Origin of the sequence: Alcaligenes sp. GCM10023179, from assembly GCF_042653705.1 — a bacterium.
GTDB classification, from domain to species: domain Bacteria; phylum Pseudomonadota; class Gammaproteobacteria; order Burkholderiales; family Burkholderiaceae_B; genus Alcaligenes; species Alcaligenes phenolicus.
This window is the reverse complement of the sequence record NZ_JBHSIQ010000001.1, coordinates 1,911,598-1,933,829: the sequence shown is the minus strand read 5'-3', so window position 1 is coordinate 1,933,829 and position 22,232 is coordinate 1,911,598. Positions and strand designations below refer to the sequence as shown.

The following is a 22,232-nucleotide window of genomic DNA, read 5'->3' as shown; positions in this document are numbered from 1 at the left end:
AATAAAGTCGAATCTTGTGCCTACAAGAGCACGCCGCCGTCTGCCCGTAGCACGCGCCGCGCAAAATTTGCAAAGCTCAGCGCCAATACCTTGGGTTTAAGCAAGAAATCCCGAGACTCTCGTGCCAGCTCTGGCTTAATGTGCCTGATGGTACCCATGGCCCTGGCGTTCAATTGCATTTGTGCCGCGTGCTCCATCCACACCGCTAACAGGCACGCTTCCTCAATACTGCGTCCAGCCGTCAACAAACCATGATGGGCCAGCAAAATGGCATGTCGGTTGCCCATTGCTTGCGAAATGATCTGCCCCTCTTCATCCCCAATGGGCAAGCCAGGCCAATCCGGAAGAAACGCACAGTTTTCGAAAAGAGGAGTGGCGTCCATATGAGCCACGGCCAATGGCTCTCCCGTCATGGATAAAGCAGCACATGCCGGCGGATGTGTATGGACAATCGCTTGAACATCAGGGCGGTTGGCATAGATCCAGGCATGAAAACGTACCCCAGGATTGGGCATGGCGCTCCGTCCCCGAGGCTGTAGCTGTTGATCGACCTGCACCAAGGAACTGGCACAAGCTTCGTCAAAGCCAATCCCAAAACCCAGCGTCAACATATCCGTGCTATCCGGTGACAAGCGAGCCGTAATTTGCCCCGCCAAACCGCGCCAATGCCCCTCATCAAAAAGAATGCGACACGCCAGGGCCAACTTCTCCCGCTGAGTCCATGAGCCGGTATTCAACTCTCCCATTTCCTGGTTCACCTGGGCGGCAATCTGATTTTTCTCTTGAATTTTCATAGTCCATATCTTGTTGTACAGGCCAAAATAGCAGGACGGCTACCCGTGACAGGCAGCCGGTCAAACCATGCACCTTAAATCGTTGCCACCACCTGAACTTCCACCAAAAACCCCTCGGCAAACAGCGACTGCACGCCCACAAGCGTACTGGTTGGCGGGATGGAGCCTGCCGGCCTTGCCTGAGTCAAGGCTTGAACCAGCTGCGCTGTATGTTCAGTGCAATCACCAACGATATAGATCGTCTCGCTGATCACCTCGGAACGGCAGGTACCTGCAGCCTGGAGCACGATATCGATATTGCTGTAGGCACGCTCGAACTGGGCAAAGAGATCACCGGCTACCAAATGGCCATTTTCATCCCAGGATAGCTGTCCCGAGGTATAGACCAAACCAGCCTTATTCAGAACAATGCCGTGAGACACCACCCCAGGCAGCTTGGGCAAATTGTCAGGGTTAATTGCTTGTTTGTTCTGCATTCATATGCTCCTTTTGCGGGTCTTGGGCTGCTATGCCCAGGCCCGGATTGATATTGATAACCTTGGCCTGGGTAAACTCCAGCAGTCCCTCCGCGCCCAATTCAATGCCAAAGCCTGACTGCTTACTGCCGCACTGAGGGATATGCGGCCCCAAGTCAATGTGCTGATTGATCCAAACCGTACCCGCTTGCAACTGATCGGCCACTCCTCTGGCTCGCTCCAGATCGGACGCCCATACCGAGGCGCCCAGGCCATAAGGGCTGCGATTAGCCATGGCAATCGCTTGCTCCACGTTGCTGTAGCGAATGACAGGCAAGACCGGGCCAAACTGTTCCTCATCCACCAGACGAGTACCGTCTTCAATGTCCAGCACCAGAGTAGGGGGCAGAAAGTAACCGGCCCCCTCCGGCACCGTACCCGCACTTAGAACCCGCCCATGCTGTCGGGCGTCCTCCAGGAGGGACTTCACCTTCTGAAACTGCTGCTGGTTCTGCAAGGGTCCCAGCGTTGTCTGTGAATCCAGACCATCTCCCAGTACCAGGCGCTGACAATGACTCCATAGCTCATGACTCAAGGCCTCGGAGAGCGAATCAGGAACATAGAGACGTTTCAAGGCGATGCAGGCCTGCCCACTGTTAAAGAAAGCGGCTCGCACAATACCGGGGGCGATCTGCTTGGGGTCCGCATCATCAAGCACAATCCCGGGGTCATTGCCTCCTAGTTCCAAGGTCAAACGTTTCAAGGATTTGGCTGCATTAGCCATGACCTTGTAGCCAGTTGCGGTAGAACCCGTAAAAGAGATCTTGGCGACCTGAGGATGGCTGCTCAACGCATCGCCCAGATCGTTGTGATCCGTGACGATGTTCACAACCCCCGCAGGCAAGGCATCGACAATAAGCTCACCCAGTTTCAAGGTGGTCAGCGGCGTGGTCGCCGCCGGTTTGATAACCACCGTATTACCCGCCAACAAGGCGTGAGGCACTTTGAAGGCCAACAGCATCAAGGGGAAATTCCAGGGCGTAATCACGGCCACTACGCCCAAAGGCTGGCGTTGCAGATAAGCGTGTCTGATCGTGCTCTCTTCCAAGGTCTGCGTCTCTATGCGGCACTGAGCGACATACCGAAAAAACGCGGCAGTGCCTTGCACTTCAGCCTGAGCATCCCGCAAGGGTTTGCCTTGTTCCTGGGTCAGGAGATGCGCCAATTCCAGGCAGTGTTCCTCAATAAGATCGGCAATCCTCAAAATCAAGGCGCGCCGTGTCTGCATCGTGGTTCGGGACCAAACAGGAAAACTGCGGCTGGCCGCGTTGATCGCCTGTTCCATTTGCCGGAGCGAGGCACGTGGACTATGAGCAAAAGGCTGCCCCGTACTGGGGTTGATGACAGCCATGGTTTGTTCGCCATCCACCAAGGCACCGTCAATCAACATTCTGAACGTGGATGTTTGACTATTCATCGGCCAGCCTCTCGGTGGTTTCCAGCGCATGAGACGCAGTCTGAAAAGGCGTTAAAGCGTGTCGCATTGCCAAACGCAGGCGAGTGGCGTCTTGCTCATTGCTGGCCCAGGCGATATAGCCATCAGGCCGAATCAGCACAGCAGTCACGTGCTCCCAACCCTCACTGCGAACGGCCAGTGAGCTCCGATACAACACAGCCTTCAGGCCCTCCGGGCATTCCAGCTCATCGTTGTCATGCCCACTCACCTCCAGCATCACGTAGTGCCCCTGTTCCAGGAGGCCAAAAAGACTTTGTCCACCAACCAGATCCTGATCCGCTGCACGCCGTCCCACCAAGGCATGGTCACCCGGCACGGTTGATGGATACAGCACACTCAGGCCAGACAGCCTCTCGGCCAATGTTTTCTCCAAGGCAGGGGACTGCTTGATGAGCTTGTTCAAAAAGGAACGTAATTCCATACCCTCAACAGAGAAACAGCTCATCAAGGCAGTCTGTGCCTGGGTGTGCTCCAGCAAATCCTGGCCAACGGGGTAACGCTCCTGATGGTAGCTATCAAGCAAAGAGTGCGGCATCCACCCGTTGATCACGGCAGCCAGCTTCCAGCCCAGATTCATGGCATCCTGAATCCCGATATTCAGCCCCACACCCCCGGCTGGCATATGCTGGTGGGCGGCGTCACCCGCCAAGAAAACCCGATTTTTACGGTAGCTCTCGGCCTGGCGGCTGGTATTGCTATAGCGAGACAGCCAGGATGGGCTGTGCAATCCAAAATCGGTTCCAAAGACGGCCCGGACTTTTTCGCGTAGCTCTTCCAAAGGCAAATCACCCGGCCATGGACGATTCACGTCGTCCGGCGACAGCCCGACCAAACGATGCTGGCCATCCGGCAACTTCGCAACCATGGCCGTCCCATTCAGCCCCCACTCACCAATCATGACGCCCTCGGGCGGGTCGGTCAGCATGGCGTCTCCCAGCCAGCCCAAGACCGTGGCATCTGTTCCAGGAAACGCAATCCCGGCCTGTTGACGCACTGTGCTGCGCGTCCCATCGCAGCCCACCAGCCATTGCGCTGTAGCGACATACTGCTCTAGCTGGCTGTTTTCAATCCAAACCGAGACTCCCTCCGGGTTCTGTTCAAAGCGGCATACTTTCTCGGACCGGCGGATATCCGCGCCCAAGGAGCGCGCACGCTCCTGCAAGATAGCGGTAATGCGCGCCTGGGGAATAGCCAGCGTATAGTCAAAGCGAGTGTCCAACTGCTTGAAGTCCAGACGATGCTCAAAGACGGCAAAATGTCCGCTAGGAATACGCACCGCCTGCGCCAGCATCTCGTGGTGTGCGCCACGCATGGCAAAGACTTCAATGGTTCGCGGATGAATCGTCAAAGCCCGAGATTGAGGGCTGATAGTGGCAGTTTGTTCAATCAGCAAGGTCTGCACACCCGCAAGCTGTAACTCGCAGGCCAGCCAGCAGCCAACCGGGCCGGCGCCCGAAATAATGACTTGATGTTCCACTGATGTCTCCTCGTTTTTTATGTAATCGTGGAGACATCATTGTTGAGGAAAGGCTGTCCGTCGGGATGCGCATAACGGACGAGTTCTAGCCTGAAACGGCCAAAAAAAACCTGGCTTGTCGCAAAGCCAGGCTATTTCTACCGATACGAGCTGCTACTCAGGATGCGTCATTTCGCTTCATCTTTTGGGCGTATCGCGCAGGCTGAAAGCTCCAGGCCATGATGGCCACCAATACCGCCATTGCCGCATGCAACATCCAGCCTGCCTGAAAGCCATTACTCATTTCACGCAACTGTACGCTGATCATGGGAAAGAGGGCGGCAATCGGAAAGCCACCGCCTTGCATCAAGGCACTCAAGGTCCCGGCACGGGCTGCATCCGGAAAGTGGTCCAGAGCCACCAACAGCAGCAAGGAAAAGCAGCCGCCCAAGCCGATGCCGATAATAATCGCCCACAGATAGGGGGCCATATCGGGAATATAGGCAAAGGCCAGGAAGCCCACGAACTGACACGCCAGCGCCAGCCATACCCACATGCGGCGATCTTTATTCTTGGCCGCCAAGGTAGGCAAGCCAAAGGCGGCAATGGCTTGTGCCACCGACAGGACCGCCACCAGGCTACCGCTGGCTTCAGCCGTCCAGCCCCGGTCTTGATAGAACGTCGCCAGCCAGGTCACCAAAGAGGCATAGCCGCCATTGATCAGGCCAAAACACACAATCAAGGTCCAGGTGCGAGGACGAGCCAGCAAGGACAAGGACGGAGGCGACAAATTCGCGCCCGGAGCTTCACGCGGCACCACTTTCCAGGCAATCCACAAGGCCACGCTGATCGGCAAGGCCCAGAAAGCCAGCGCGATACGCCAGCTGTCCGTCAAGGAGCTGACCCACGGCGTAATCTGCGCACCCAAAGCACCCCCACCCATCAAGGTCGCGGAGTAAACCCCGGTGACCTGAGCGATATGGCGCGGAAACTGTTCCTTGATCAAACCGGGCATCCCCGCTTGCAGCAAGGACACGCCCAAACCACAGATCAGCGCTGTTGCAATCAGGCTGGCCCCATTAGGCACAAACCAGCGCAGCACACAGCCCAGACACAGCAAGAGCAAGGATGTAATCAAGACATGGCGCAGTGCCAGGACGCGCCGCAAGGAGGGCATGCAGAAAGCGCCCAGTCCCATCACCATCATGGGCAGCAAAGTCAGCCAGGCCAGGCTGCTCAAGGGCATGTTCAACCCTTGGGCCACCTGTCGTGCCAAGGTGCCGCTGGAGGTCAGAAAAGGACGCAGGTTCAAGCCGACCAGAATGACGAAAGCCAGCCACAAAGCTGGGCTGGCTTGAACACCCGTCGACGACGGGGCAGTCTGAGTAGAAGACATAAAATCGTTATTGTTGTGATTGGAAGAAAAATGCAGCCGCCGAGTCGGCGACGTTTAAGGATTCGCGCCGGCCAGCTCCAGAATTTCGGCCATCTCTGTCTGGCTGCGCTGGCGAGCCAGGCTCAAGGGACGCACTCCCTGACGATCCGGCAGGTTCACATCCGCTCCGGCCTTGATCAGCAAACGCAGCACTTCCTGGTGTTCCGGCCCGCCATCAGAGAGCACAATCGCCTCATGCAAAGCAGTCCAGCCCAAGTAATTCACATGGTTAGGGTCGACCCCCGCCGCCAGTAAAAGGCGCACAACATCGACATAACCGTGCTCAGCCGCTGGAATCAGCGCCGTACCACCATAGCGGTTCACGCTACGCAGATCGGCTCCGTTCTCCAGAGTCATGCGCAGGATTTCCAGACGACCTTGTGCACCCGCGACCAAGTAAGGGCTGTCGTGAATGGAGTCGGCCTGATTTACATCCGCACCGGCACGTATCAACTGCCGGGCAATATCAATATGGTTTAACCAGGTTGCACGTAACAAGGGGCTTTGCCCTTGATCGTCGCTGACACTGACGCTGGCGCGAGCCCGCTTTTCTGAAAGAATCTCGCGCACTTTGGCGCTATCGCCTTGCTCTACCGCTTCCAGCAATACTGTTTGTGACCACACACTGCCACTCCCCAAGGCCAAACTCATCACCATTCCAGCCAGCAAGCTTTGCAGTACTACTTTCATGCGCTTCCCCCCGTCATGGCATTGGCCCCAGAGGACCAAACGTTTATAAATAGCATAGATAGGCCTTGGGCAACACCGATTCATAAGCATACTGCTTATTTTCTTACGGATAAGCTTGACCGGCTGCGGCCACATCCAATTCGGGCTGAGACATCAATCTATCCAGCTCGCTACGCAGATAATTAAGGAACACGCGAGTCTTTTGCGGCATCAGACGCGAGGGGAGCAAAGCCAGAATAGGGAAAGGCGCAAACTCCCAATCCGGCAAAACACGCTCCAGGTGCGCGCAATCCGGATCCAATTTTCGTTCCAGCAAGGAAGAGGCGGTAATACCCAGGTCATGCACGGCCAGTTTGCGCATCATGATGGCGTTATTGACGGTAATGGAACCTTCCACAATCGCGTCATAGCGCTCCTGATTCGGCCCACGCAAGGACCAGACTCGATCCGAGCTGGCAGGGCGGGCACAAATACAAGTATGGCCTGCCAGTTCAGAAGGATGCTTGGGTCGCCCTTTGCGGTCCAGATAGTTGCGGGTGGCATACAGCCCCAGACGAATCTGTCCTAACATGGTGGCCACCGCGCTGGAGTCAGGCTGAGCACCCACACGGATGACGCAATCGTAGTTGTCGGCCTGCAAATCAATAGGCCGTATGGTCAGGTCAAACTCCAGCTCAATATCCGGGTACTGTTGATTAAAGCCCCGGATAATGGCGGGCATCAGCACAATGCTGAAACTGGCAGGCATGGAAACCCGTAAACGTCCTTTGGGGGTCTGAGCCACATCCAGCAATTGTTCATGAGCCAGACGAGCCTGTTCGACGACAGCCAGGCAGCGCTCGAAATACACTTGTCCCGCGTCGGTCACATCTACATTGCGCGTACTGCGTTTGAGCAGGGCCACACCCACTTCTTTTTCCAATTCGCGGATACGGCGTGACACGGTGGAAACCGGCATTCCCAGGGCTTGGGCAGCACGGCTAAAGTGGCGGGCACGAGCCACTTCCACGAAGATCGCGATGTCGTTGAGCAGGGGACCGGCGATAATGGTACTCATTTGAATTGTTCCATGAATGGAAATACGTTTGCAATATTAAGGGTTTTTACTAGGTTTAGAAAGGCTCATACTCCATCTAACGATTCGCTAAACACAACAGCGAACCACCGAAAAACACACCGTAGATTTGGAGTAAATAATGAAAAACATCGCACGCGCAACTATCGCCAGCCTGATTCTTGGTGCCACCGCTTTGAGCGGCACTGCCATGGCAGCTACCAACAATGTCGCTACCGGCGAAAACCTGAACTACCCAGCAATTGAATCGACCGACGCTCCTTTGAGCCGTCAGCAAGTCGTTCAAGAACTGGCTGCTGCTCAAGAGCAAGGCTACATTAGCACGGGTTCCATGGGCGACTACCCACGTATCGATACCCGCTCCGAGCTGAGCCGTGATCAGGTTGCCGCAGAAGCCAAAGACTGGAACAACAACAACGGCACCTTTGTTGCTTACTAAGCTGCTGATTGATCCCTAATTAGTCGTAGTTCCCCCTTGAAACGCCTCTTCGGAGGCGTTTTTTTTATCAGCTGTTGACCTTCCCATCGGGTCAAGCCCTAAAGTGGCTTCATTGACGATCCATTGAAGGGTGATTTCGATGACAAGCAGCGCTTCAAACAAGGGCTCACGCCTGACTTTAGATGTGGAAGGCATGACATGTGCTTCCTGCGTCAGTCGGGTTGAAAAGATTATTGGCAAAGTCCCCGGTGTGCAATCGGCCCAGGTAAATCTGGCCACCAACAAGGCCACCGTGGAATTTGAGGGTGCCGCCCCGGTCGACGCCATTATGCAGGCAGTGGAAAAGGGTGGTTACAAAATTTCCCAACAAGACATTGTGCTGGACGTGCAGGACATGACCTGCGCCTCCTGCGTGGGTCGCGTTGAAAAGGCCTTGCTGAAAGTGCCGGGCGTACAAAAAGCCTCGGTCAATCTGGCAACCGCCAAAGCGCATGTGCAAGTGGCGCAGGGTGTGAAAGCTCCTGAGCTGATTCAGGCGGTGAGCAAAGCCGGCTATCCTGCCAGCCTTGCCGAAGCGGCTGTCACAAATGACCAGTTCGAGCGTGCCGAACAAACCTACGAAACGCTGCGCAAGCGTTTCTGGCTGGCGACGGTGCTGGCCTTGCCCGTTTTCATTCTGGAAATGGGCGGCCATATGGTGCCTGCTTTCCATCATTGGGTAGCCAGCACCATAGGTACACAGAACAGCTGGCTGATCCAGTTCGTGCTGACCACGCTGGTTTTGCTGTTCCCAGGCCGCGAGTTCTACACCAAAGGGATTCCTGTTCTCTTGCGTGGTGGCCCGGACATGAACTCGCTGGTCGCTGTGGGGACCCTGGCGGCCTACAGCTTCTCGCTGGTGGCTACCTTTGCGCCACAGTGGCTGCCTTCCGAATCCGTCTACGTGTACTTTGAAGCTGCCGCTGTCATCGTCGCCCTGATTTTACTGGGCCGTGTCATGGAAGCGCGCGCCAAAGGTCGTACGTCTGAAGCCATTCAACGCCTGCTCAGCCTGCAGCCGCCTACCGCTCGTGTACGTCGCGACGGTCAGGAAATTGAGCTGCCCCTGGCAGATCTGCATGCGGGCGATGTCGTGCTGGTTCGTCCCGGCGAGCGTATCCCCGTTGATGGAGATGTTCTTGCCGGTCAGAGCTATGTGGATGAATCCATGGTGACAGGCGAATCCATTGCCGTGTCCAAATCCCAGGGCGATAAAGTCATTGGTGGCACAGTGAACCAAAAAGGTTCGCTGGAATTTGAGGCTACCGCCGTGGGGCAGGACACCGTACTGGCCAATATTGTGTCCATGGTTGAGCAGGCCCAAGGCTCCAAGCTGCCTATTCAAGCCGTGGTCGACAAAATCACGCTGTGGTTTGTGCCCGCCGTCATGACACTGGCCGTCTTGACCGCCATTGTCTGGCTGATTTTTGGCCCATCGCCCGCATTGAGCTTTGCACTGGTCAATGCCGTCGCTGTGCTGATTATTGCTTGCCCATGTGCCATGGGTCTGGCCACACCAACCTCCATCATGGTGGGGACGGGCCGAGCCGCACAGGCTGGCGTGCTGTTCCGTAAAGGGGACTCTCTGCAAGCACTGCGCGATGTAAAAGTCGTGGCCGTGGATAAAACAGGCACCCTGACCAAGGGCGCGCCAGAACTGACCGATTTTGTCTGCGCACCCGGAGAGAACCAGGATCAGGCTTTGGCAGCGATTGCCGCTCTGGAAAACTACTCCGAGCATCCGATTGCCCAAGCCATTGTCAGCGCCGCCAAGGAAAAGCAAATCACCTTGCCCAAGGCTGAGCAGTTTGAATCTCTGACAGGCCTGGGTGTCACCGCCCAAATCGGAGCTGACCAATGGCATGTGGGTGCAGATCGCCTGATGACGCAATTAGGGGCGGACCTGACAGCCTTTACCGAGCAAGCCCAGACGCTGGCGCAGGACGGCAAAACCCCCATGTACGCCGCCCGCAACAAGCAGGTCATTGCCTTGCTGGCCGTGGCTGACCCCATCAAGGAAACCACGCCGCGCGCCATCGAGCAGTTGCATGCCCGTGGCATCAAGGTCGTCATGATTACCGGCGATAATCGCCACACGGCGAATGCTATTGCCCGCCGTCTCAATATTGATGAAGTGGTGGCGGAAGTCATGCCTGAAGGCAAGGTGCAAGCGGTTCAGGCCTTGCGCGATACCCATCAGCATCTGGCCTATGTCGGCGATGGCATCAACGATGCACCCGCTCTGGCTGTAGCAGACGTGGGGATTGCGATTGGCACCGGAACGGACATTGCCATTGAAGCGGCTGATGTAGTCTTGATGTCGGGCGATATGCAAGGCGTGGTCACCGCGATAGCCTTGTCCCACGCCACCATGCGCAATATCCGTCAAAACCTGTTCTGGGCCTTTGCCTATAACGTGGCACTGATTCCGGTAGCAGCAGGCGTGCTCTATCCCTTTAACGGCACCTTACTCTCGCCCATGTTTGCCGCTGGCGCCATGGCCTTGTCCAGTGTCTTTGTGGTCAGCAATGCCTTGCGTTTGCGGCGGGTGAAGCTGAACTAAGGTACCCGCACAACACGTTTCACTACAGCGCAGTAGAACCCGGTGTAAACCAAGGGGTTCTTTCAAGCAGAGAAACAAATGCCGCCCAACCGGGGCGGCATTTTTTAGCAAAGCGATATTGCCAAACTCATGATCCGGCCTTCACCGATCAGGCTTTCAGCGTATAACGCAAAATCTCCACGATTTGCTCGGGGCTAGTTGCCCAGGCCTGCGCACTGGCATCCACTTCTTTCAAGGGATGGATGATGTCTTCGGCGTGCAACGTCACGTACGGTTTGCCCAGGGCGGCACAGAAACCGGCATCAAAGGCAGCATTCCACTGTTTGTACTTATCTCCAAAACGCACCACGACCAGATCCGCCTGTTCAATCAGGGTTCTGGTGCGGATGGCATTGATTTTGGAGGATTTGTGATCACGCCAGAAACCTTCGCTGGCCGGTCCCAGGTGATCGCCGGCGGCATCGCTGGCATCGTGATCGGTAACAGGGCTGGTAAAGGTAATATCCAATCCAGCGGCCTTTGCACCTTGAGCAATCTGCTCGCGCCAATCCGTGTGAATTTCGCCGGACAGATAAACGGTGTAAGTCATTACATACTCCATAAAGAAAAGCCGGACGCCTCTTTAACAGGCGCCCGGCGCATTCAAACCCACCCAACAGTAGCATATTGAGCGGCACCTAACAGCAGGCAAACGCGATAGCCCTTATTCGCAAACGCATCAAGGGCTAAAGAAACGGGTTTCTTTATGAAGCCTGTGGATCAGCGAATCGGGATGGCAACCGGACGCAGCGGAGCCGCATCACCGCCCCGGATCTTGAGCGGACCGCCAATAAAGGCAAACTCATAGACCTTGTCCTTGGACAGTTCATCCAGGGCAATCAACTCAATGATCGGTGCGCCTTGTTGAGCCAATAGATAGGTATGCAAGGGGACGTAGTCATCAGGCACCTCGGAAGGGAAGGTTTCAAAGCTCAAATTGTCCGCACCCACAATCATCGCACCGCCTTCCTCCACCAGATAACGAGCAGCATCCAGACCCATGCCGGGCGGCGCGTTCATGTAGGCTTTGGGATCATTAAAGAGCTTCATGCGGCCCGTACGGATCAGGACAATATCGCCTTCTTTCAGCACCGTTTTCTGACGGGCCAGTGCGTCCCTCAAGTCCTGGCGTGTGATGCGGTATTGGTCGGGCAGCATGTCTACGCCTTTGGCGGCGGCCACATCAATCAAGACGCCACGGGCGATCAAGGGCGGGAATTTCTCGATGCCAGTACGGTTCCAGCCACGGTCACCCAGATGCTCATCAGCCTTGAAACCATTCCAGATCTTTCCATGAATGCCGAAGTGATTCAGGGCATCGATATGGGTGCCCGTATGGCTGTACATGGAAAAAGCCGTGCCTGTGTAGCTACGAACCGCGTTCATCTCATCGCCAACTCCCATCGGGTCATCCACTGCGGTACCACGGGGGGTATGGGTCATCCAGAACTGATAGTGCGGGTCTCCCGCGTCCTGCCAGCTGGGCATGCCCAGGTAGTAGTCGGTTGCCAGGTCATAGACTTTGCTGCCATCCAGACGGGACAAGATGGCAGCCCGGGAAGCAGGGGTGATCAGGTTCAAGCGACCAATTTCATCGTCCGGCCCCCAGGGGCTGATGCCCACTTCCTGAGCACTAAGGGGCAAAGGGTTGCTCGCTGGGTGAGTGGAATGAGCCAGAGAGACGCTCATGCTGCTTGCACCAACCAGCAGTAAACCGAGAAGACGGTGAGAAAAACGAATCGACATGGATGTCCTTTTATGAAGCGTAGATAAGAAAGAAAGGGGCAGCGCTTACAGCAAAGCGCGCAAACGGCTTTTGAGCATTTCGGCGGATTGGGTCTGCAAACGGGCCAACACTTGGCCGGTCTCGCGTGAGGAGACTAATAAAGTGGGGATGGACTGGATCCCTAGCCGTACCGCTTCGGCGCGATCGGTTTGAACTCGCTGCTGCGCGATATCGCTATCCATAGCATTCAGAAAGGCCTCACCATCAAAGCCTTGCGCAATGGCGACCTCCAGCAGCGTGTCCATATCGCCGATATTGCGACTTTCTGCCAGATGCGCACGCTGCACCGCATCGAAGTAATCCCAATGGGCGTTGTCGCCAGAAAGTAGCTGCGCCGCCTGACAGGCCCGAGCGGACAACATTCCATGGGGATAGTCGAAGTTCTGTGCTCGCATGCCCTCGATATTGATGGACTGCGTATCGTCGTGTTGGGCGCAGACGGCCCAGTGGCCCAGGATTTCACGTTTGGCGCGCTCCATGGAGCCGAAGGCTTGCAGCATCTGCTCGCGGCTGTCTTGCAGAACAAAGGTATGGTGGCGGACCTGGATGCCCAGTTCGGCGGCAACTTGCCGCAAGCGTGGCGACATGACATAACACCATCCGCAGACGGCGTCATGGAAGAAATCAATAATCAGGGGGGAGACACGCGGCTGGGTCGGGTGTGTTTGATCGTGCATTGTGATGTCCTTGTAAGATGGTCATCACAATAGCGTTCCCCGGAGCGGAGAATAAGCACGTGGCGGTGCAGACAGTTTTTACTTCGAGTTCATAAAGGTCTGTTTACAGGGCGTTGGACATGGCATGGGGCAGTTGGTCGGCTAGATAATCCACGAAGGCTTTGACCTTGGGTTGCAGGTGGCGATTGGTCGGATACACGGCGTAGATATGGCGGGGCTCATTCACGAACTCGGGCAAAACGCGTTGCAACTGCCCGCAAGCAATTGCTGGATCTGCCAGAAAGGAAGGCAGGGCGCCAATACCCAAACCGGCAATCAGAAAGTCGCGCAGCATCAGGCTGTTATTCACTTGACTATGCTCACCTGAAAACAGCAAAGCCGTACCACTGGGGGGGTGCTGTTGAGGATTGCTGTCGAAATCACTATCAAAAGCAAGGCCCTGGGTATGTGCCAGGCTATAGCTGATCATTTTGTGATTGCGCAAATCCTGCAAGGTCTGAGGCAGGCCATGCTGCTTCAAATAGGTGGGGGCGGCGCATAATTTTTGCTCGATGGTGGCGAGGCGACGAGCAATCAGGGTGGAATCATCCAGGCTGCTACGCAAACGCACCGAGACATCAAAACCGTGAGCCACGGCATCCACGATCCGGTCTTCCATCACCAGCTCCAGCTTCAGTTCCGGATACTTGTGTAGAAAATCCGTCATCAATGGCGACAGGACGCTAAGTGCAAACGACAAGGGGGCATTCACGCGCAAGGTCCCCGTCACGCGCTGGGACTGCTGTTTGACCGAGCGCTCCAAAGCGTCCAGCTCATCCAGTATCCGACAGCATTCGGCATAGTAGCTGCGGCCAGTCTCCGTCAGACTCATGCTGCGCGTAGTGCGCTGGATCAGCACCGTATCCAGATGCGCTTCCAAGGTACGCAGTTGCTTGCTCAAACCCGCTGCGGATATCCCCAGATCCTCCGCGGCTTTGGCAAGTCCGCCCAGCTCCACAATGCGCCGGAAGGTGCGCATGACATTAAAAGTGTCCATAAGGGATAGGTACTCCAACAATCAGCTATAGCAAGGCTTGGGCGGGAAACATGCCTGAAAACAGGAACGCAGCCCCCTCAGGAATCGTATCCTACCGCATTGCCGCGGGCTGTCTGCGTCTGATTTTCTTGTCTCGAAGCGAATCCCTTATTTCCAACCCAGGCTGTGGGATTGCTCCAGAGCCTGGTGACGCTGATCATCATCCGCATGCAGATAGATATTGGTCGTAGCGATAGACTCATGGCCCAAAGTGTCACGGATGATACGTAGATCCACCCCTTGATCAGCCAGGTGAGAACCCGCCGAGTGACGCAGCCAGTGAGCCGAGGCCTGCTCCAGAGTACGGGCCTGGGACTCCTGATCGGGATGCAGACTCCGTAAATGATCCGCACTACCTTGAAAAACCTGTTTGACCAGAACATGCGCCATGGCCCGCGTCAAATGCTTGTCGCTGGCACCGGCGGACATTAATAAAGGATAGGGCTCCAAAGCCTGGGGCGGTCCTTCCAGCCCATGCGCTTGTCGGTAGCGCATCAATTCGCCGTACAGCTCTTGCGTTAAAGGCACACGACGCCATTTGTCGCCCTTGCCGTGGATATGCAGCCACCATTGAGCCGTCGTTCCCGCATCAACACGTTCCTGAACATCGGCCATACGCGCCTGAACCAGTTCGGAAATGCGCAGGGCGCCGCCATAAAGAATGGAAAAGAGCCAACGTACGCGGGCTTTATAGCGCAACTCGCTCTGCGTATCTTCAGGAAGGGCCTGGATGTAATCCTGTACCCAACGCCATTGCAACCGGGTCAAGTACCGTTGCTGGGGGGCGGTGGTTTTCTTTTGACGTCGGCCCTGATGAGACAAGGCCAAAGGATTGCCCGCCAAATACCCCGCCTGTACCAGCCAGCTAAATAAAGAGTTCAGAATCAATAACGCCTGATTCCGGCTGCTTTCAGACAAGGGCCCCGCAAATGGCCGCCATGCCGCATGGTGACGGGCAGGGCGGGAGCGCCCTTGAACCACCCAGCGATGAGCGGGTTGAGGGTCCGCCAGAAACAAACGATAGGCCAGGATGTCTTCCAGGCTAAGCGAGGACAAGTCCTTGCGACGCTCCAATACCGCCCATAACAAGAGGCGCTCCGCCTCCTTGCGGTAGTTCGCATAGGTGCGTGGACTATCTATATAGCGCGCCAACCAGGCCCGCAATGCCTCTATATCTGTTTGCGCCTCAATCTGTGCACGTCCGCCGATAGACCGGTTGGCCCCTTGCCGCCCGTCAAAACGAGCCAGCAATTGAGCAATATCGTCCGATCCCAGGTCGGTTGAGGGCGAAGTGTTGGCTATTTCCATGAATAAGCAGAAAAACGAAGGCGATAAGAGAGCAGGGAAGGGCTTTCAAACCCGTGCCTGTGCCAATCAGCCTGTTTAGGGCCACATATTTGACATTATAGAGATAATGTCAAATTATAGAATCCAATTTGTTGATAATTTTATATATTACGTTGTATTATTAATTAAATTATTAACAAAGGTGGAAAAATGGAGCAAAACCAGCCAAACGAGGGGCAAATCCTGGCCGATGTTGCCCAATTACGTGATCGCTTCAGCCATACGCAGACTTTGTACAAAGAAGTGGCCGCACTCCTGTTTTTCCGCTATGGCGTCACACCTACGGCCAACAAGCTGTACCAATTGGTGCGCAAAGGCAGCATGAGCGCTCCGGCTCAGGCACTACAGACGTTCTGGGAAGATTTGCGGGATAAAAGTCGAGTTCGGCTGGATGTGGCCGACATGCCCGAAGAACTACAAGCCCTGACGGGGGAGCTGCTGGGTCGTATCTGGCAAGAAGCGATGGGGCACTCGAAGCAGCAGATGCTGCATTACCAGACTCAGGCTGATGAACACGTCGCACAGGCTCAAGCCCAAACCCTGGAGGCCCAACAGGCACTGAAAGTAGAGCAGGGCGCCTTGAAAAATGCCCAAGCCCATATAGAAAAGCTGAAAGAGGAACTACAGGCAGCCAGTCAGGTACAAGCAGCTCTGAAACAAGACTTGCTGCACGCCAAACAACGTCAAAACGAGCTGGAAACCGAAAAACAATTGGTTCAACAAGAACTGCGCCGCCAAGGTGAGCAATTCACCCAGGACTTGGAGCGGCTGCAAAAGGCTATTGAGCTGACCGAAGAACGCGCCCAGGCCAACGAGCGCCGTGCTTTACTGGAAATCGACAAGGAACGCTCCATTCAAACGCGACTGCGTCAGCAAATAGAAGAGGCCGAGCAAGCAAACAAGGCCCAGCGTCAAGCTCACGAACAGGAGCTGAACAAACAGCAGGATCAAATGCAGAAACTGCGCCAGGAGTTGGGGCAAGAGCAGGGCGAGCGCCGCGCGATGCAAGCGGCTATGGATATCAGCCATAACTTGGCCAAAGAGATGCAGGGGCAATTGCAAATGTTGCGTACTCGCGCTGCTTTGCTGGAGCGGGAGAATGAAGAGGCGCGCAAAACAGCCCAACGACTCAGCCAGGAACTGGAACAAGCCCAAAGCCAGCCTGTACGCCCCCTACGGTTGAAGCGACGCCAGATCAAGAACGATCCTGAACAATAAAATCTATTTAGCAGCCTATGCCAGCCATCCGTAAGGTTGATTTGCTGCACTTTCAATCGCCTGGATAGACCACTGCGTGTAACGGTCTGTTTTAGCGTAAACGATGCACAGAAGGCTTATGCTAAGCTTTTGCCCATGCTGCGCGCACCCATTTCATCTCGCAAAACAATAGGCTGGCTTTTATTAGTCGGCCTGCTTGTTTTTTTTGCCAGCATGAGTGTGAGTAGCAGCTTTGCCGCTCACGCCACGATTCAAAATACGGATCGCAGCACTGTTCAAGCGCAACATGCCTCGTCGGGGCAATCTCACCATAGTGCTCCCAACCATTGCAGCACTCCAATGAAAAGTGGTTGCTGCGCTTGTCTGGCGACGCAGGCTCCACCACCTGAAGCGGTGGCATTACAGCCCGTTTTCCCTCCCGTCCCCCTGCATCAAAACTACGTCTCCCGGCTGATTGGCCCCGCCCAGCCACCTCCGCGCTCGTCCTGATCATCTCGTTTTAATTGCCGCCCAAGCGCTAAAAGCCTGTGCTGATCCAGCCTGGGTGGTACGTGTGTATTGATGATTGATAGGGATAAACCCATGAAACGACGCGATTTTTTTAAACTGACTTTGGGTGCCAGCCTCTTGAGTAGCCTGCCTATGCGAAGCTGGGGGCAGGGCATGATGGGGCACCACGGCTCCATGTCTGAAGGTATGCCCGGTCACGGCATGAGCACCCGCCCAGGCCTGATGCCCATAGAAAAAATGCCGGCTGGCCAGGCTCTGCAAGCTCTACCTGTACTTAAAAACAGTAGTCAGAAAAAAGGGCTTTTCCAGGCCAAAATTACTGCTGCTGCCCATCAACGCGTTCTGGCAGATGGAAAAAGCACCGAACTCTGGCTTTACAACGGCCAAGCTCCCGGCCCGCTGATCGAACTGTATGAGGGCGACCAAGTAGAAATCGAGTTTGAAAACCAGCTGGATCAGGCCACTACCATCCACTGGCACGGTTTGCCGGTTCCCTCTGATCAGGACGGCAACCCACAAGACGCGGTGATGCCAGGACAAAGCCGCTACTACCGCTTTACCTTGCCCGAAGGCTGCGCCGGTACGTACTGGTATCACCCACACCCTCATGGCAAAAGCGGTGAGCAAGTCGCCCACGGATTGGGCGGGACAATTATTGTCCGCTCTCCCAAAGACCCATTGAAAGACTACACGGAGCAACACTGGGCCATTAGCGATCTGCGGCTGGACATTAATGGCCATATTCCGGCCAACACAGGTCCTGACTGGATGAACGGCAGGGAAGGGCAGTTCGTGCTGCTGAATGGTCAACGCCAACCCCTTATCCAGGCCAGCACAGCAGAACGCATCCGTGTCTGGAACTCGTGTTCTGCCCGTTATTTGAAGCTGCACATCCCCGGCGCTCGGCTGGTTCAAGTCGGTACAGATGGCGGACTGTTAGAGCAAGCCTTGGCAGCGGCCGAGTCGATTTTGATGGCCCCGGCCGAACGGGTGGAGTTCTTTATCCAGGTGGATAAAGATCTGGATAGCAGCTTGCAAGCACTGTATTACGATCGGCAAAAAATGATGGTGCAGGAAAGTCCCGAAACCCTGACGCTGGCAACACTGAAAATCCACCATCAGGAAATCGAACTGCCCAAGCAATTACGCGCAATCCCTGCCATTCCAGCAGCCGCCAGTACCGCAAAAGTCGTGTTCAGCGAAGTCATGCCCATGAACCATGACATGCAGTCTGGGCACGGTTCTGGTATGACAAACTCATCCGGGATGAACCACCAGGGTATTGCAGGCATGGATAACGATATGATGCCCGGCATGGCTGCCATGCGTTCCATGTTCCGTATCAACAATCAGGTCTACGACATGGACCGCATCGACCTGCGTTGCCCAACAGGGCAGTGGCAGTACTGGGATGTGATTAACGATTCCCATATGGACCATCCTTTCCATCTGCACGGCACACAGTTTCAGGTATTGGCGCGCCAAACCGGGATGCAGTCCGTACCGGAGGCGTTCCGGGCCTGGCGCGACACGGTCAATCTGCGGCCCAATGAGACGGTCCGGCTAGCATTCCGCCAGGAATTGCCCGGCCTGCGCATGTTCCACTGCCACATTCTGGAGCACGAGGACCTGGGCATGATGGCGCAGCTAATGGTGGAGTAGCCTGACCGCTGATGTAGAACCTTGAAAACATCCGCCCTGCAAGCCTGTGTGCCAGCAGGGCGGACAAAGCAGTCCTGCCTGAAAAAAACCCGGCGTCGCCTGCATTACAATACCGCTTTTGAATTTCTCATTTTCAGCGGAGCACGCGCCATGAGCCTGTTGGGCACCCCTTTATCGTCGTCGTCGGACAAAATCATGCTCTTGGGCTCGGGAGAGCTGGGCAAAGAAGTACTGATTGCGCTGCAACGCCTGGGGGTAGAAACCATAGCGGTGGACCGCTACGAGAACGCACCTGGCCAGCAGGTCGCCCATCACTCGCGCACCATCACCATGAGTGATGCCGAACAATTGCGCGCCCTGATCGAAGAAGAAAAGCCCACCCTGGTTGTGCCCGAGATTGAAGCCATTGCCACCGGCGTGCTGGAAGAACTGGAAGCCCAAGGCAAGGTACGCGTCATTCCGACGGCCCGTGCCGCTCGCCTGACCATGGACCGCGAAGGCATCCGCCGCCTGGCCGCTGAAACCCTGGGTGTTCCTACCAGCCCCTACCAGTTCTGCGAATCGCTGGAAGAGCTGCAAGCCGCTATCGACGACAAGATTGGCTACCCTTGCGTCGTCAAACCCTTGATGAGCAGCTCGGGCAAGGGTCAAAGCAAGATCAGCGGCCCGGACGATGTTGCCAAAGCCTGGGACTACGCCATGGCGGGTGGCCGCGTCAGCCAATGCCGCGTCATTGTTGAAGGCTTTATCGACTTCGACTACGAAATCACCTTATTGACTGTCCGTGCCGTAGGCGCAGACGGCCAAATCGAAACCCAGTTCTGCGATCCCATCGGCCACAAGCAGGTAGATGGCGACTACGTAGAAAGCTGGCAGCCCCAGCCCATGAGTCCCGCAGCTCTGCAAAGCGCACGCGATATTGCCCAAGCCGTTACCCAGAACCTGGGCGGCCAGGGCTTGTTTGGCGTTGAGCTGTTCGTGAAGGGCGATCAGGTCTGGTTCAGTGAAGTCAGCCCCCGTCCACACGACACCGGCATGGTCACCATGGCCACCCAATGGCAGTCCGAATTTGAGCTGCATGCACGCGCCATTCTGGGCCTGCCTGTGAATACCGCCTTGCGTATGCCCGGCGCCAGCGCCGTGATCTACGGCGGAGTAGATGCAAAAGACGTGAATTTCCTGAATGTGGCTGAAGCCTTGCGCATCCCGCAAACCGATATCCGTCTGTTCGGCAAACCCGAGAGCTTTGAAAAGCGCCGCATGGGTGTCGCCCTGGCCGCAGACGCTGATCTGGAAACGGCCCGTGCAAACGCCCGCCAGGCCGCTGTCACCGTAAAAGTCCAAGCCCGCTAAAACAAGGAGTTTTCCACTATGCCCATCATCGTCGTCCTGCTGTTCCTGGGGATTATTGCGGCGCTTGTGTATGGTGGAATGCAGATCTTTAGCCTGGTCAGTGCCAGTGCCGGTGTCATCGCCGCGATCTTGAGCCTGCTGATCGCGGCGGCCATTCTGGTGGCCCCCTTTATCGTATGGCGACGCCGTTATCTGGCCATTCACGGCAAAAAGCAGCAAGGCCAGCGTATTCTGGAACTGGCTTTACCCGACGGTTCAATACGCCTGGATGCCCTGCAAAAACGCGGTCAGATTCAAACGGGGCAGGGAACACGAGCGTTTATTTTTGCGGATATAGACTCGGTCGAGCTGCAGGGCAGGGGATTGACGCTGACTTTGCGTAACCCAACGCAAAGTTGGGAAATCCAACCTACCCATACCGCAGAAGCCAAACGTTGGCGCAAAATCCTTAGCCTGGCAGCACGGCAGGATTTATAAGGCTCATCGTCAAAGCAAATCGGCAATACGCCTAACCGAAGTAAAGCCTTGTCGGTAAAAAAGCACGTGCATCCTTATACCTGCTCACTGACCTGATCAGACAAGGCCGGCTCATTCAGGCTGATCATGTGCTCATCCAAAGACTCCAGCGTCCCGACGACCGTACGCAGAACCTGAATACGGGCGGCTTTTTTGTCCTTGCTGGGCACAATATGCCAAGGTGCCATGTGAGTATCGGTCTGGGCGAACATTTCCTCCGCAGCGCGTTGATACGCCGTCCATTTCTCCCGGTTACGCCAATCGTCTTCCGTAATCTTGTAATTCTTGAAGGGCGTTTCCTCGCGGGCCTTGAAGCGTTTGAGCTGCTCGTCCTTATCAATATCCAGCCAGAACTTGATCACAGCCGTACCGTTGGCCAGCAACTGTGCCTCAAATTCGTTGATTTCCTCGTAAGAGCGATGCCAAGCGGCGCGGGAAATCAATTTTTCCACTCGCTCCACCAGCACACGGCCATACCAGGATCGATCAAAAATCGAAATTTCCCCCAGACGCGGCAGTTTGCGCCAGAAACGCCATAGATAAGGGCGTGCCAGCTCCACAGCATTAGGGGCAGAAATAGGGTGGATATCGTAAGTGCGCACGTCCAGGGCTTCGGTCAAACGGCGGATAGTGCCGCCTTTACCCGCTGCATCCCGCCCCTCAAACACCAGTACCAAAGAGTGCTTGCGGAAAGCTTTGCTACGTACCGCGCAGGATAAACGGCCCTGCCAATGCAAAAGCTCGGCGTCGTAATCCTGCACAGATTCTTCAGGAGGAGGGGACTGAAGCGAAGCAGTCGGGACGTTCAAGCGAAACGGGAAGGCATGCGGCTCTTTCACCTGACGCGGGACAATAGGCTTGTCCATGGCCTGCAACACCACCTTGGCCAAAGACACATCACGCAGGTTCTTATCTGCGCTAGGGATAACAACCCAAGGGGCGTAATTCCGATGAGTCAAATTGATAGTTTGCGTCGCGGCATTGCGCAAGCGATTGAATTGCTTGTGAACTTTCAGGTCAGCCTTGCTGACACGCCAGGCAGTACTAGGATCAGACATCAAGGTAGCGCATCGATCCAATTGAGCCTGCGCAGAAAGATGGAACCACAGCTTCAAAACCTGCACGCCTTGATAAGCCAACTGCGCTTCAAAACGATTAATCAGATGGGTATACAAAGCAATCTTGGCCGGATCCGGTTCTTTACGGCCCAGTTCTTTCATCAAAGGCGCGTACCAGGAACCAAACACCAAACCCGTCTGACCACGAGCGGGCAAGCTATTCCAATAACGCCACATCAAAGGGCGCATGGCTTCCTCTTCACTTAACTTGCCGAACGCCAGAGTGTGCACATGGCGAGGGTCCAGCCACGTGTTCAAGGTATTGATAGCAGAGCCTTTACCCACACCGTCCATACCTGCCACCACGATCAGCAGGGTTTGATCTGCCTTATCCAGACGTTCGTACTGCTTGGACAGCAAGGCTTCACGCAGGATTTCAATCTGCGCCTTGGCCAAGTCATCACTCAAGCTGGGATCGCGTTCGGCAAACTGTAGTACATGGCCCATGGTGCTTTGCTCCGGTTTACAT

General features: G+C 55.6%; 20 protein-coding genes. 6 read left to right on the top strand and 14 right to left on the bottom strand.

Annotated elements, in window-relative coordinates; translation table 11 throughout:
- Positions 1 to 20: 20 nt before the first annotated feature.
- The 7 genes from ACFPDR_RS08750 to ACFPDR_RS08720 form a co-directional block, all read right to left on the bottom strand.
- Positions 21 to 794: an aldolase gene (locus ACFPDR_RS08750; RefSeq protein WP_035271570.1), complete on the bottom strand. Its 774-nt coding sequence runs from the start codon at positions 792 to 794 to the stop codon at positions 21 to 23.
- Positions 795 to 868: 74 nt separating this feature from the next.
- Positions 869 to 1,270, bottom strand: a complete 402-nt coding sequence (locus ACFPDR_RS08745; protein ID WP_035271572.1) for a RidA family protein — start codon at positions 1,268 to 1,270, stop codon at positions 869 to 871.
- On the bottom strand, positions 1,248 to 2,726 hold the full coding sequence (locus tag ACFPDR_RS08740; RefSeq protein ID WP_376911002.1) for an aldehyde dehydrogenase family protein: 1,479 nt from the start codon (positions 2,724 to 2,726) through the stop codon (positions 1,248 to 1,250). The genes ACFPDR_RS08745 and ACFPDR_RS08740 overlap by 23 nt, the downstream gene beginning before the upstream one ends.
- Complete coding sequence (locus ACFPDR_RS08735; RefSeq protein ID WP_081055305.1) at positions 2,719 to 4,242, bottom strand: FAD-dependent monooxygenase; 1,524 nt, start codon at positions 4,240 to 4,242, stop codon at positions 2,719 to 2,721. Before ACFPDR_RS08735 ends, ACFPDR_RS08740 begins: the two co-directional genes overlap by 8 nt.
- A gap of 157 nt (positions 4,243 to 4,399) precedes the next feature.
- Positions 4,400 to 5,617: a cyanate transporter gene (locus ACFPDR_RS08730; RefSeq protein ID WP_353639485.1), complete on the bottom strand. Its 1,218-nt coding sequence runs from the start codon at positions 5,615 to 5,617 to the stop codon at positions 4,400 to 4,402.
- 54 nt (positions 5,618 to 5,671) lie between these two features.
- Positions 5,672 to 6,346: an ankyrin repeat domain-containing protein gene (locus tag ACFPDR_RS08725; protein WP_376911001.1), complete on the bottom strand. Its 675-nt coding sequence runs from the start codon at positions 6,344 to 6,346 to the stop codon at positions 5,672 to 5,674.
- A 103-nt stretch (positions 6,347 to 6,449) separates the two neighbouring features.
- Entirely contained in the window at positions 6,450 to 7,403 is a 954-nt protein-coding gene (locus ACFPDR_RS08720) for a LysR family transcriptional regulator (protein WP_026482563.1), read from the bottom strand.
- A 139-nt stretch (positions 7,404 to 7,542) separates the two neighbouring features.
- Between ACFPDR_RS08720 and ACFPDR_RS08715 the strand changes: the two genes are divergently transcribed.
- Complete coding sequence (locus tag ACFPDR_RS08715) at positions 7,543 to 7,860, top strand: DUF4148 domain-containing protein (RefSeq protein WP_026482562.1); 318 nt, start codon at positions 7,543 to 7,545, stop codon at positions 7,858 to 7,860.
- 15 nt (positions 7,861 to 7,875) lie between these two features.
- On the opposite strand, the gene ACFPDR_RS08710 is transcribed toward ACFPDR_RS08715, so the two are convergent.
- Entirely contained in the window at positions 7,876 to 8,055 is a 180-nt protein-coding gene (locus ACFPDR_RS08710; RefSeq protein ID WP_021446589.1) for a hypothetical protein, read from the bottom strand.
- Here ACFPDR_RS08710 and ACFPDR_RS08705 point away from each other — a divergent pair.
- Complete coding sequence (locus tag ACFPDR_RS08705; RefSeq protein ID WP_376911000.1) at positions 8,000 to 10,462, top strand: heavy metal translocating P-type ATPase; 2,463 nt, start codon at positions 8,000 to 8,002, stop codon at positions 10,460 to 10,462. The genes ACFPDR_RS08710 and ACFPDR_RS08705 overlap by 56 nt on opposite strands.
- A gap of 148 nt (positions 10,463 to 10,610) precedes the next feature.
- Here the strand turns inward: ACFPDR_RS08705 and ACFPDR_RS08700 are convergent, their stop codons facing one another.
- From ACFPDR_RS08700 to ACFPDR_RS08680, 5 genes are all read right to left on the bottom strand, one after another.
- Complete coding sequence (locus ACFPDR_RS08700; RefSeq protein ID WP_060185080.1) at positions 10,611 to 11,051, bottom strand: YtoQ family protein; 441 nt, start codon at positions 11,049 to 11,051, stop codon at positions 10,611 to 10,613.
- Positions 11,052 to 11,221: 170 nt separating this feature from the next.
- Positions 11,222 to 12,190, bottom strand: coding sequence for a cyclase family protein (locus ACFPDR_RS08695; RefSeq protein ID WP_376911061.1), 969 nt, complete (start codon positions 12,188 to 12,190; stop codon positions 11,222 to 11,224).
- A 102-nt stretch (positions 12,191 to 12,292) separates the two neighbouring features.
- The gene (locus ACFPDR_RS08690; protein WP_239054265.1) at positions 12,293 to 12,964 is read right to left on the bottom strand and encodes a DsbA family oxidoreductase; all 672 of its coding nucleotides are present in this window, start codon (positions 12,962 to 12,964) and stop codon (positions 12,293 to 12,295) included.
- A gap of 103 nt (positions 12,965 to 13,067) precedes the next feature.
- Positions 13,068 to 14,000, bottom strand: a complete 933-nt coding sequence (locus tag ACFPDR_RS08685; RefSeq protein ID WP_203144630.1) for a LysR family transcriptional regulator — start codon at positions 13,998 to 14,000, stop codon at positions 13,068 to 13,070.
- A 147-nt stretch (positions 14,001 to 14,147) separates the two neighbouring features.
- Positions 14,148 to 15,347, bottom strand: coding sequence for a tyrosine-type recombinase/integrase (locus ACFPDR_RS08680; RefSeq protein ID WP_239054266.1), 1,200 nt, complete (start codon positions 15,345 to 15,347; stop codon positions 14,148 to 14,150).
- 189 nt (positions 15,348 to 15,536) lie between these two features.
- On the opposite strand from ACFPDR_RS08680, the gene ACFPDR_RS08675 reads away from it, so the two are divergent.
- From ACFPDR_RS08675 to ACFPDR_RS08660, 4 genes are all read left to right on the top strand, one after another.
- On the top strand, positions 15,537 to 16,604 hold the full coding sequence (locus tag ACFPDR_RS08675) for a DNA-binding protein (RefSeq protein WP_376910997.1): 1,068 nt from the start codon (positions 15,537 to 15,539) through the stop codon (positions 16,602 to 16,604).
- Positions 16,605 to 17,186: 582 nt separating this feature from the next.
- On the top strand, positions 17,187 to 18,776 hold the full coding sequence (locus ACFPDR_RS08670; RefSeq protein WP_376910995.1) for a multicopper oxidase family protein: 1,590 nt from the start codon (positions 17,187 to 17,189) through the stop codon (positions 18,774 to 18,776).
- Positions 18,777 to 18,926: 150 nt separating this feature from the next.
- Positions 18,927 to 20,129, top strand: coding sequence for a formate-dependent phosphoribosylglycinamide formyltransferase (gene purT, locus ACFPDR_RS08665; protein WP_115633666.1), 1,203 nt, complete (start codon positions 18,927 to 18,929; stop codon positions 20,127 to 20,129).
- A gap of 18 nt (positions 20,130 to 20,147) precedes the next feature.
- Complete coding sequence (locus ACFPDR_RS08660; protein WP_321386938.1) at positions 20,148 to 20,606, top strand: hypothetical protein; 459 nt, start codon at positions 20,148 to 20,150, stop codon at positions 20,604 to 20,606.
- A gap of 74 nt (positions 20,607 to 20,680) precedes the next feature.
- On the opposite strand, the gene pap is transcribed toward ACFPDR_RS08660, so the two are convergent.
- Positions 20,681 to 22,210 carry a polyphosphate:AMP phosphotransferase gene (gene pap / locus ACFPDR_RS08655; RefSeq protein ID WP_376910994.1) on the bottom strand — a complete coding sequence of 510 codons (1,530 nt, stop codon included), beginning with the start codon at positions 22,208 to 22,210 and terminating at the stop codon, positions 20,681 to 20,683.
- Between the last annotated feature and the right edge of the window lie 22 nt (positions 22,211 to 22,232).

What these genes read in the sequence shown, in the direction of transcription:
- ACFPDR_RS08675 (WP_376910997.1), top strand. Translation starts at nt 15,537, where the DNA reads ATGGAGCAAAACCAGCCAAACGAGGGGCAAATCCTGGCCGATGTTGCC.
- ACFPDR_RS08660 (WP_321386938.1), top strand. Translation starts at nt 20,148, where the DNA reads ATGCCCATCATCGTCGTCCTGCTGTTCCTGGGGATTATTGCGGCGCTT.
- ACFPDR_RS08680 (WP_239054266.1), bottom strand. Translation starts at nt 15,347, where the DNA reads ATGGAAATAGCCAACACTTCGCCCTCAACCGACCTGGGATCGGACGAT.
- ACFPDR_RS08705 (WP_376911000.1), top strand. Translation starts at nt 8,000, where the DNA reads ATGACAAGCAGCGCTTCAAACAAGGGCTCACGCCTGACTTTAGATGTG.
- ACFPDR_RS08720 (WP_026482563.1), bottom strand. Translation starts at nt 7,403, where the DNA reads ATGAGTACCATTATCGCCGGTCCCCTGCTCAACGACATCGCGATCTTC.
- ACFPDR_RS08725 (WP_376911001.1), bottom strand. Translation starts at nt 6,346, where the DNA reads ATGAAAGTAGTACTGCAAAGCTTGCTGGCTGGAATGGTGATGAGTTTG.
- ACFPDR_RS08710 (WP_021446589.1), bottom strand. Translation starts at nt 8,055, where the DNA reads ATGCCTTCCACATCTAAAGTCAGGCGTGAGCCCTTGTTTGAAGCGCTG.
- ACFPDR_RS08695 (WP_376911061.1), bottom strand. Translation starts at nt 12,190, where the DNA reads ATGAGCGTCTCTCTGGCTCATTCCACTCACCCAGCGAGCAACCCTTTG.
- ACFPDR_RS08700 (WP_060185080.1), bottom strand. Translation starts at nt 11,051, where the DNA reads ATGACTTACACCGTTTATCTGTCCGGCGAAATTCACACGGATTGGCGC.
- purT (WP_115633666.1), top strand. Translation starts at nt 18,927, where the DNA reads ATGAGCCTGTTGGGCACCCCTTTATCGTCGTCGTCGGACAAAATCATG.
- ACFPDR_RS08715 (WP_026482562.1), top strand. Translation starts at nt 7,543, where the DNA reads ATGAAAAACATCGCACGCGCAACTATCGCCAGCCTGATTCTTGGTGCC.
- ACFPDR_RS08740 (WP_376911002.1), bottom strand. Translation starts at nt 2,726, where the DNA reads ATGAATAGTCAAACATCCACGTTCAGAATGTTGATTGACGGTGCCTTG.
- ACFPDR_RS08745 (WP_035271572.1), bottom strand. Translation starts at nt 1,270, where the DNA reads ATGCAGAACAAACAAGCAATTAACCCTGACAATTTGCCCAAGCTGCCT.
- ACFPDR_RS08670 (WP_376910995.1), top strand. Translation starts at nt 17,187, where the DNA reads ATGAAACGACGCGATTTTTTTAAACTGACTTTGGGTGCCAGCCTCTTG.
- ACFPDR_RS08730 (WP_353639485.1), bottom strand. Translation starts at nt 5,617, where the DNA reads ATGTCTTCTACTCAGACTGCCCCGTCGTCGACGGGTGTTCAAGCCAGC.
- pap (WP_376910994.1), bottom strand. Translation starts at nt 22,210, where the DNA reads ATGGGCCATGTACTACAGTTTGCCGAACGCGATCCCAGCTTGAGTGAT.
- ACFPDR_RS08690 (WP_239054265.1), bottom strand. Translation starts at nt 12,964, where the DNA reads ATGCACGATCAAACACACCCGACCCAGCCGCGTGTCTCCCCCCTGATT.
- ACFPDR_RS08750 (WP_035271570.1), bottom strand. Translation starts at nt 794, where the DNA reads ATGAAAATTCAAGAGAAAAATCAGATTGCCGCCCAGGTGAACCAGGAA.
- ACFPDR_RS08685 (WP_203144630.1), bottom strand. Translation starts at nt 14,000, where the DNA reads ATGGACACTTTTAATGTCATGCGCACCTTCCGGCGCATTGTGGAGCTG.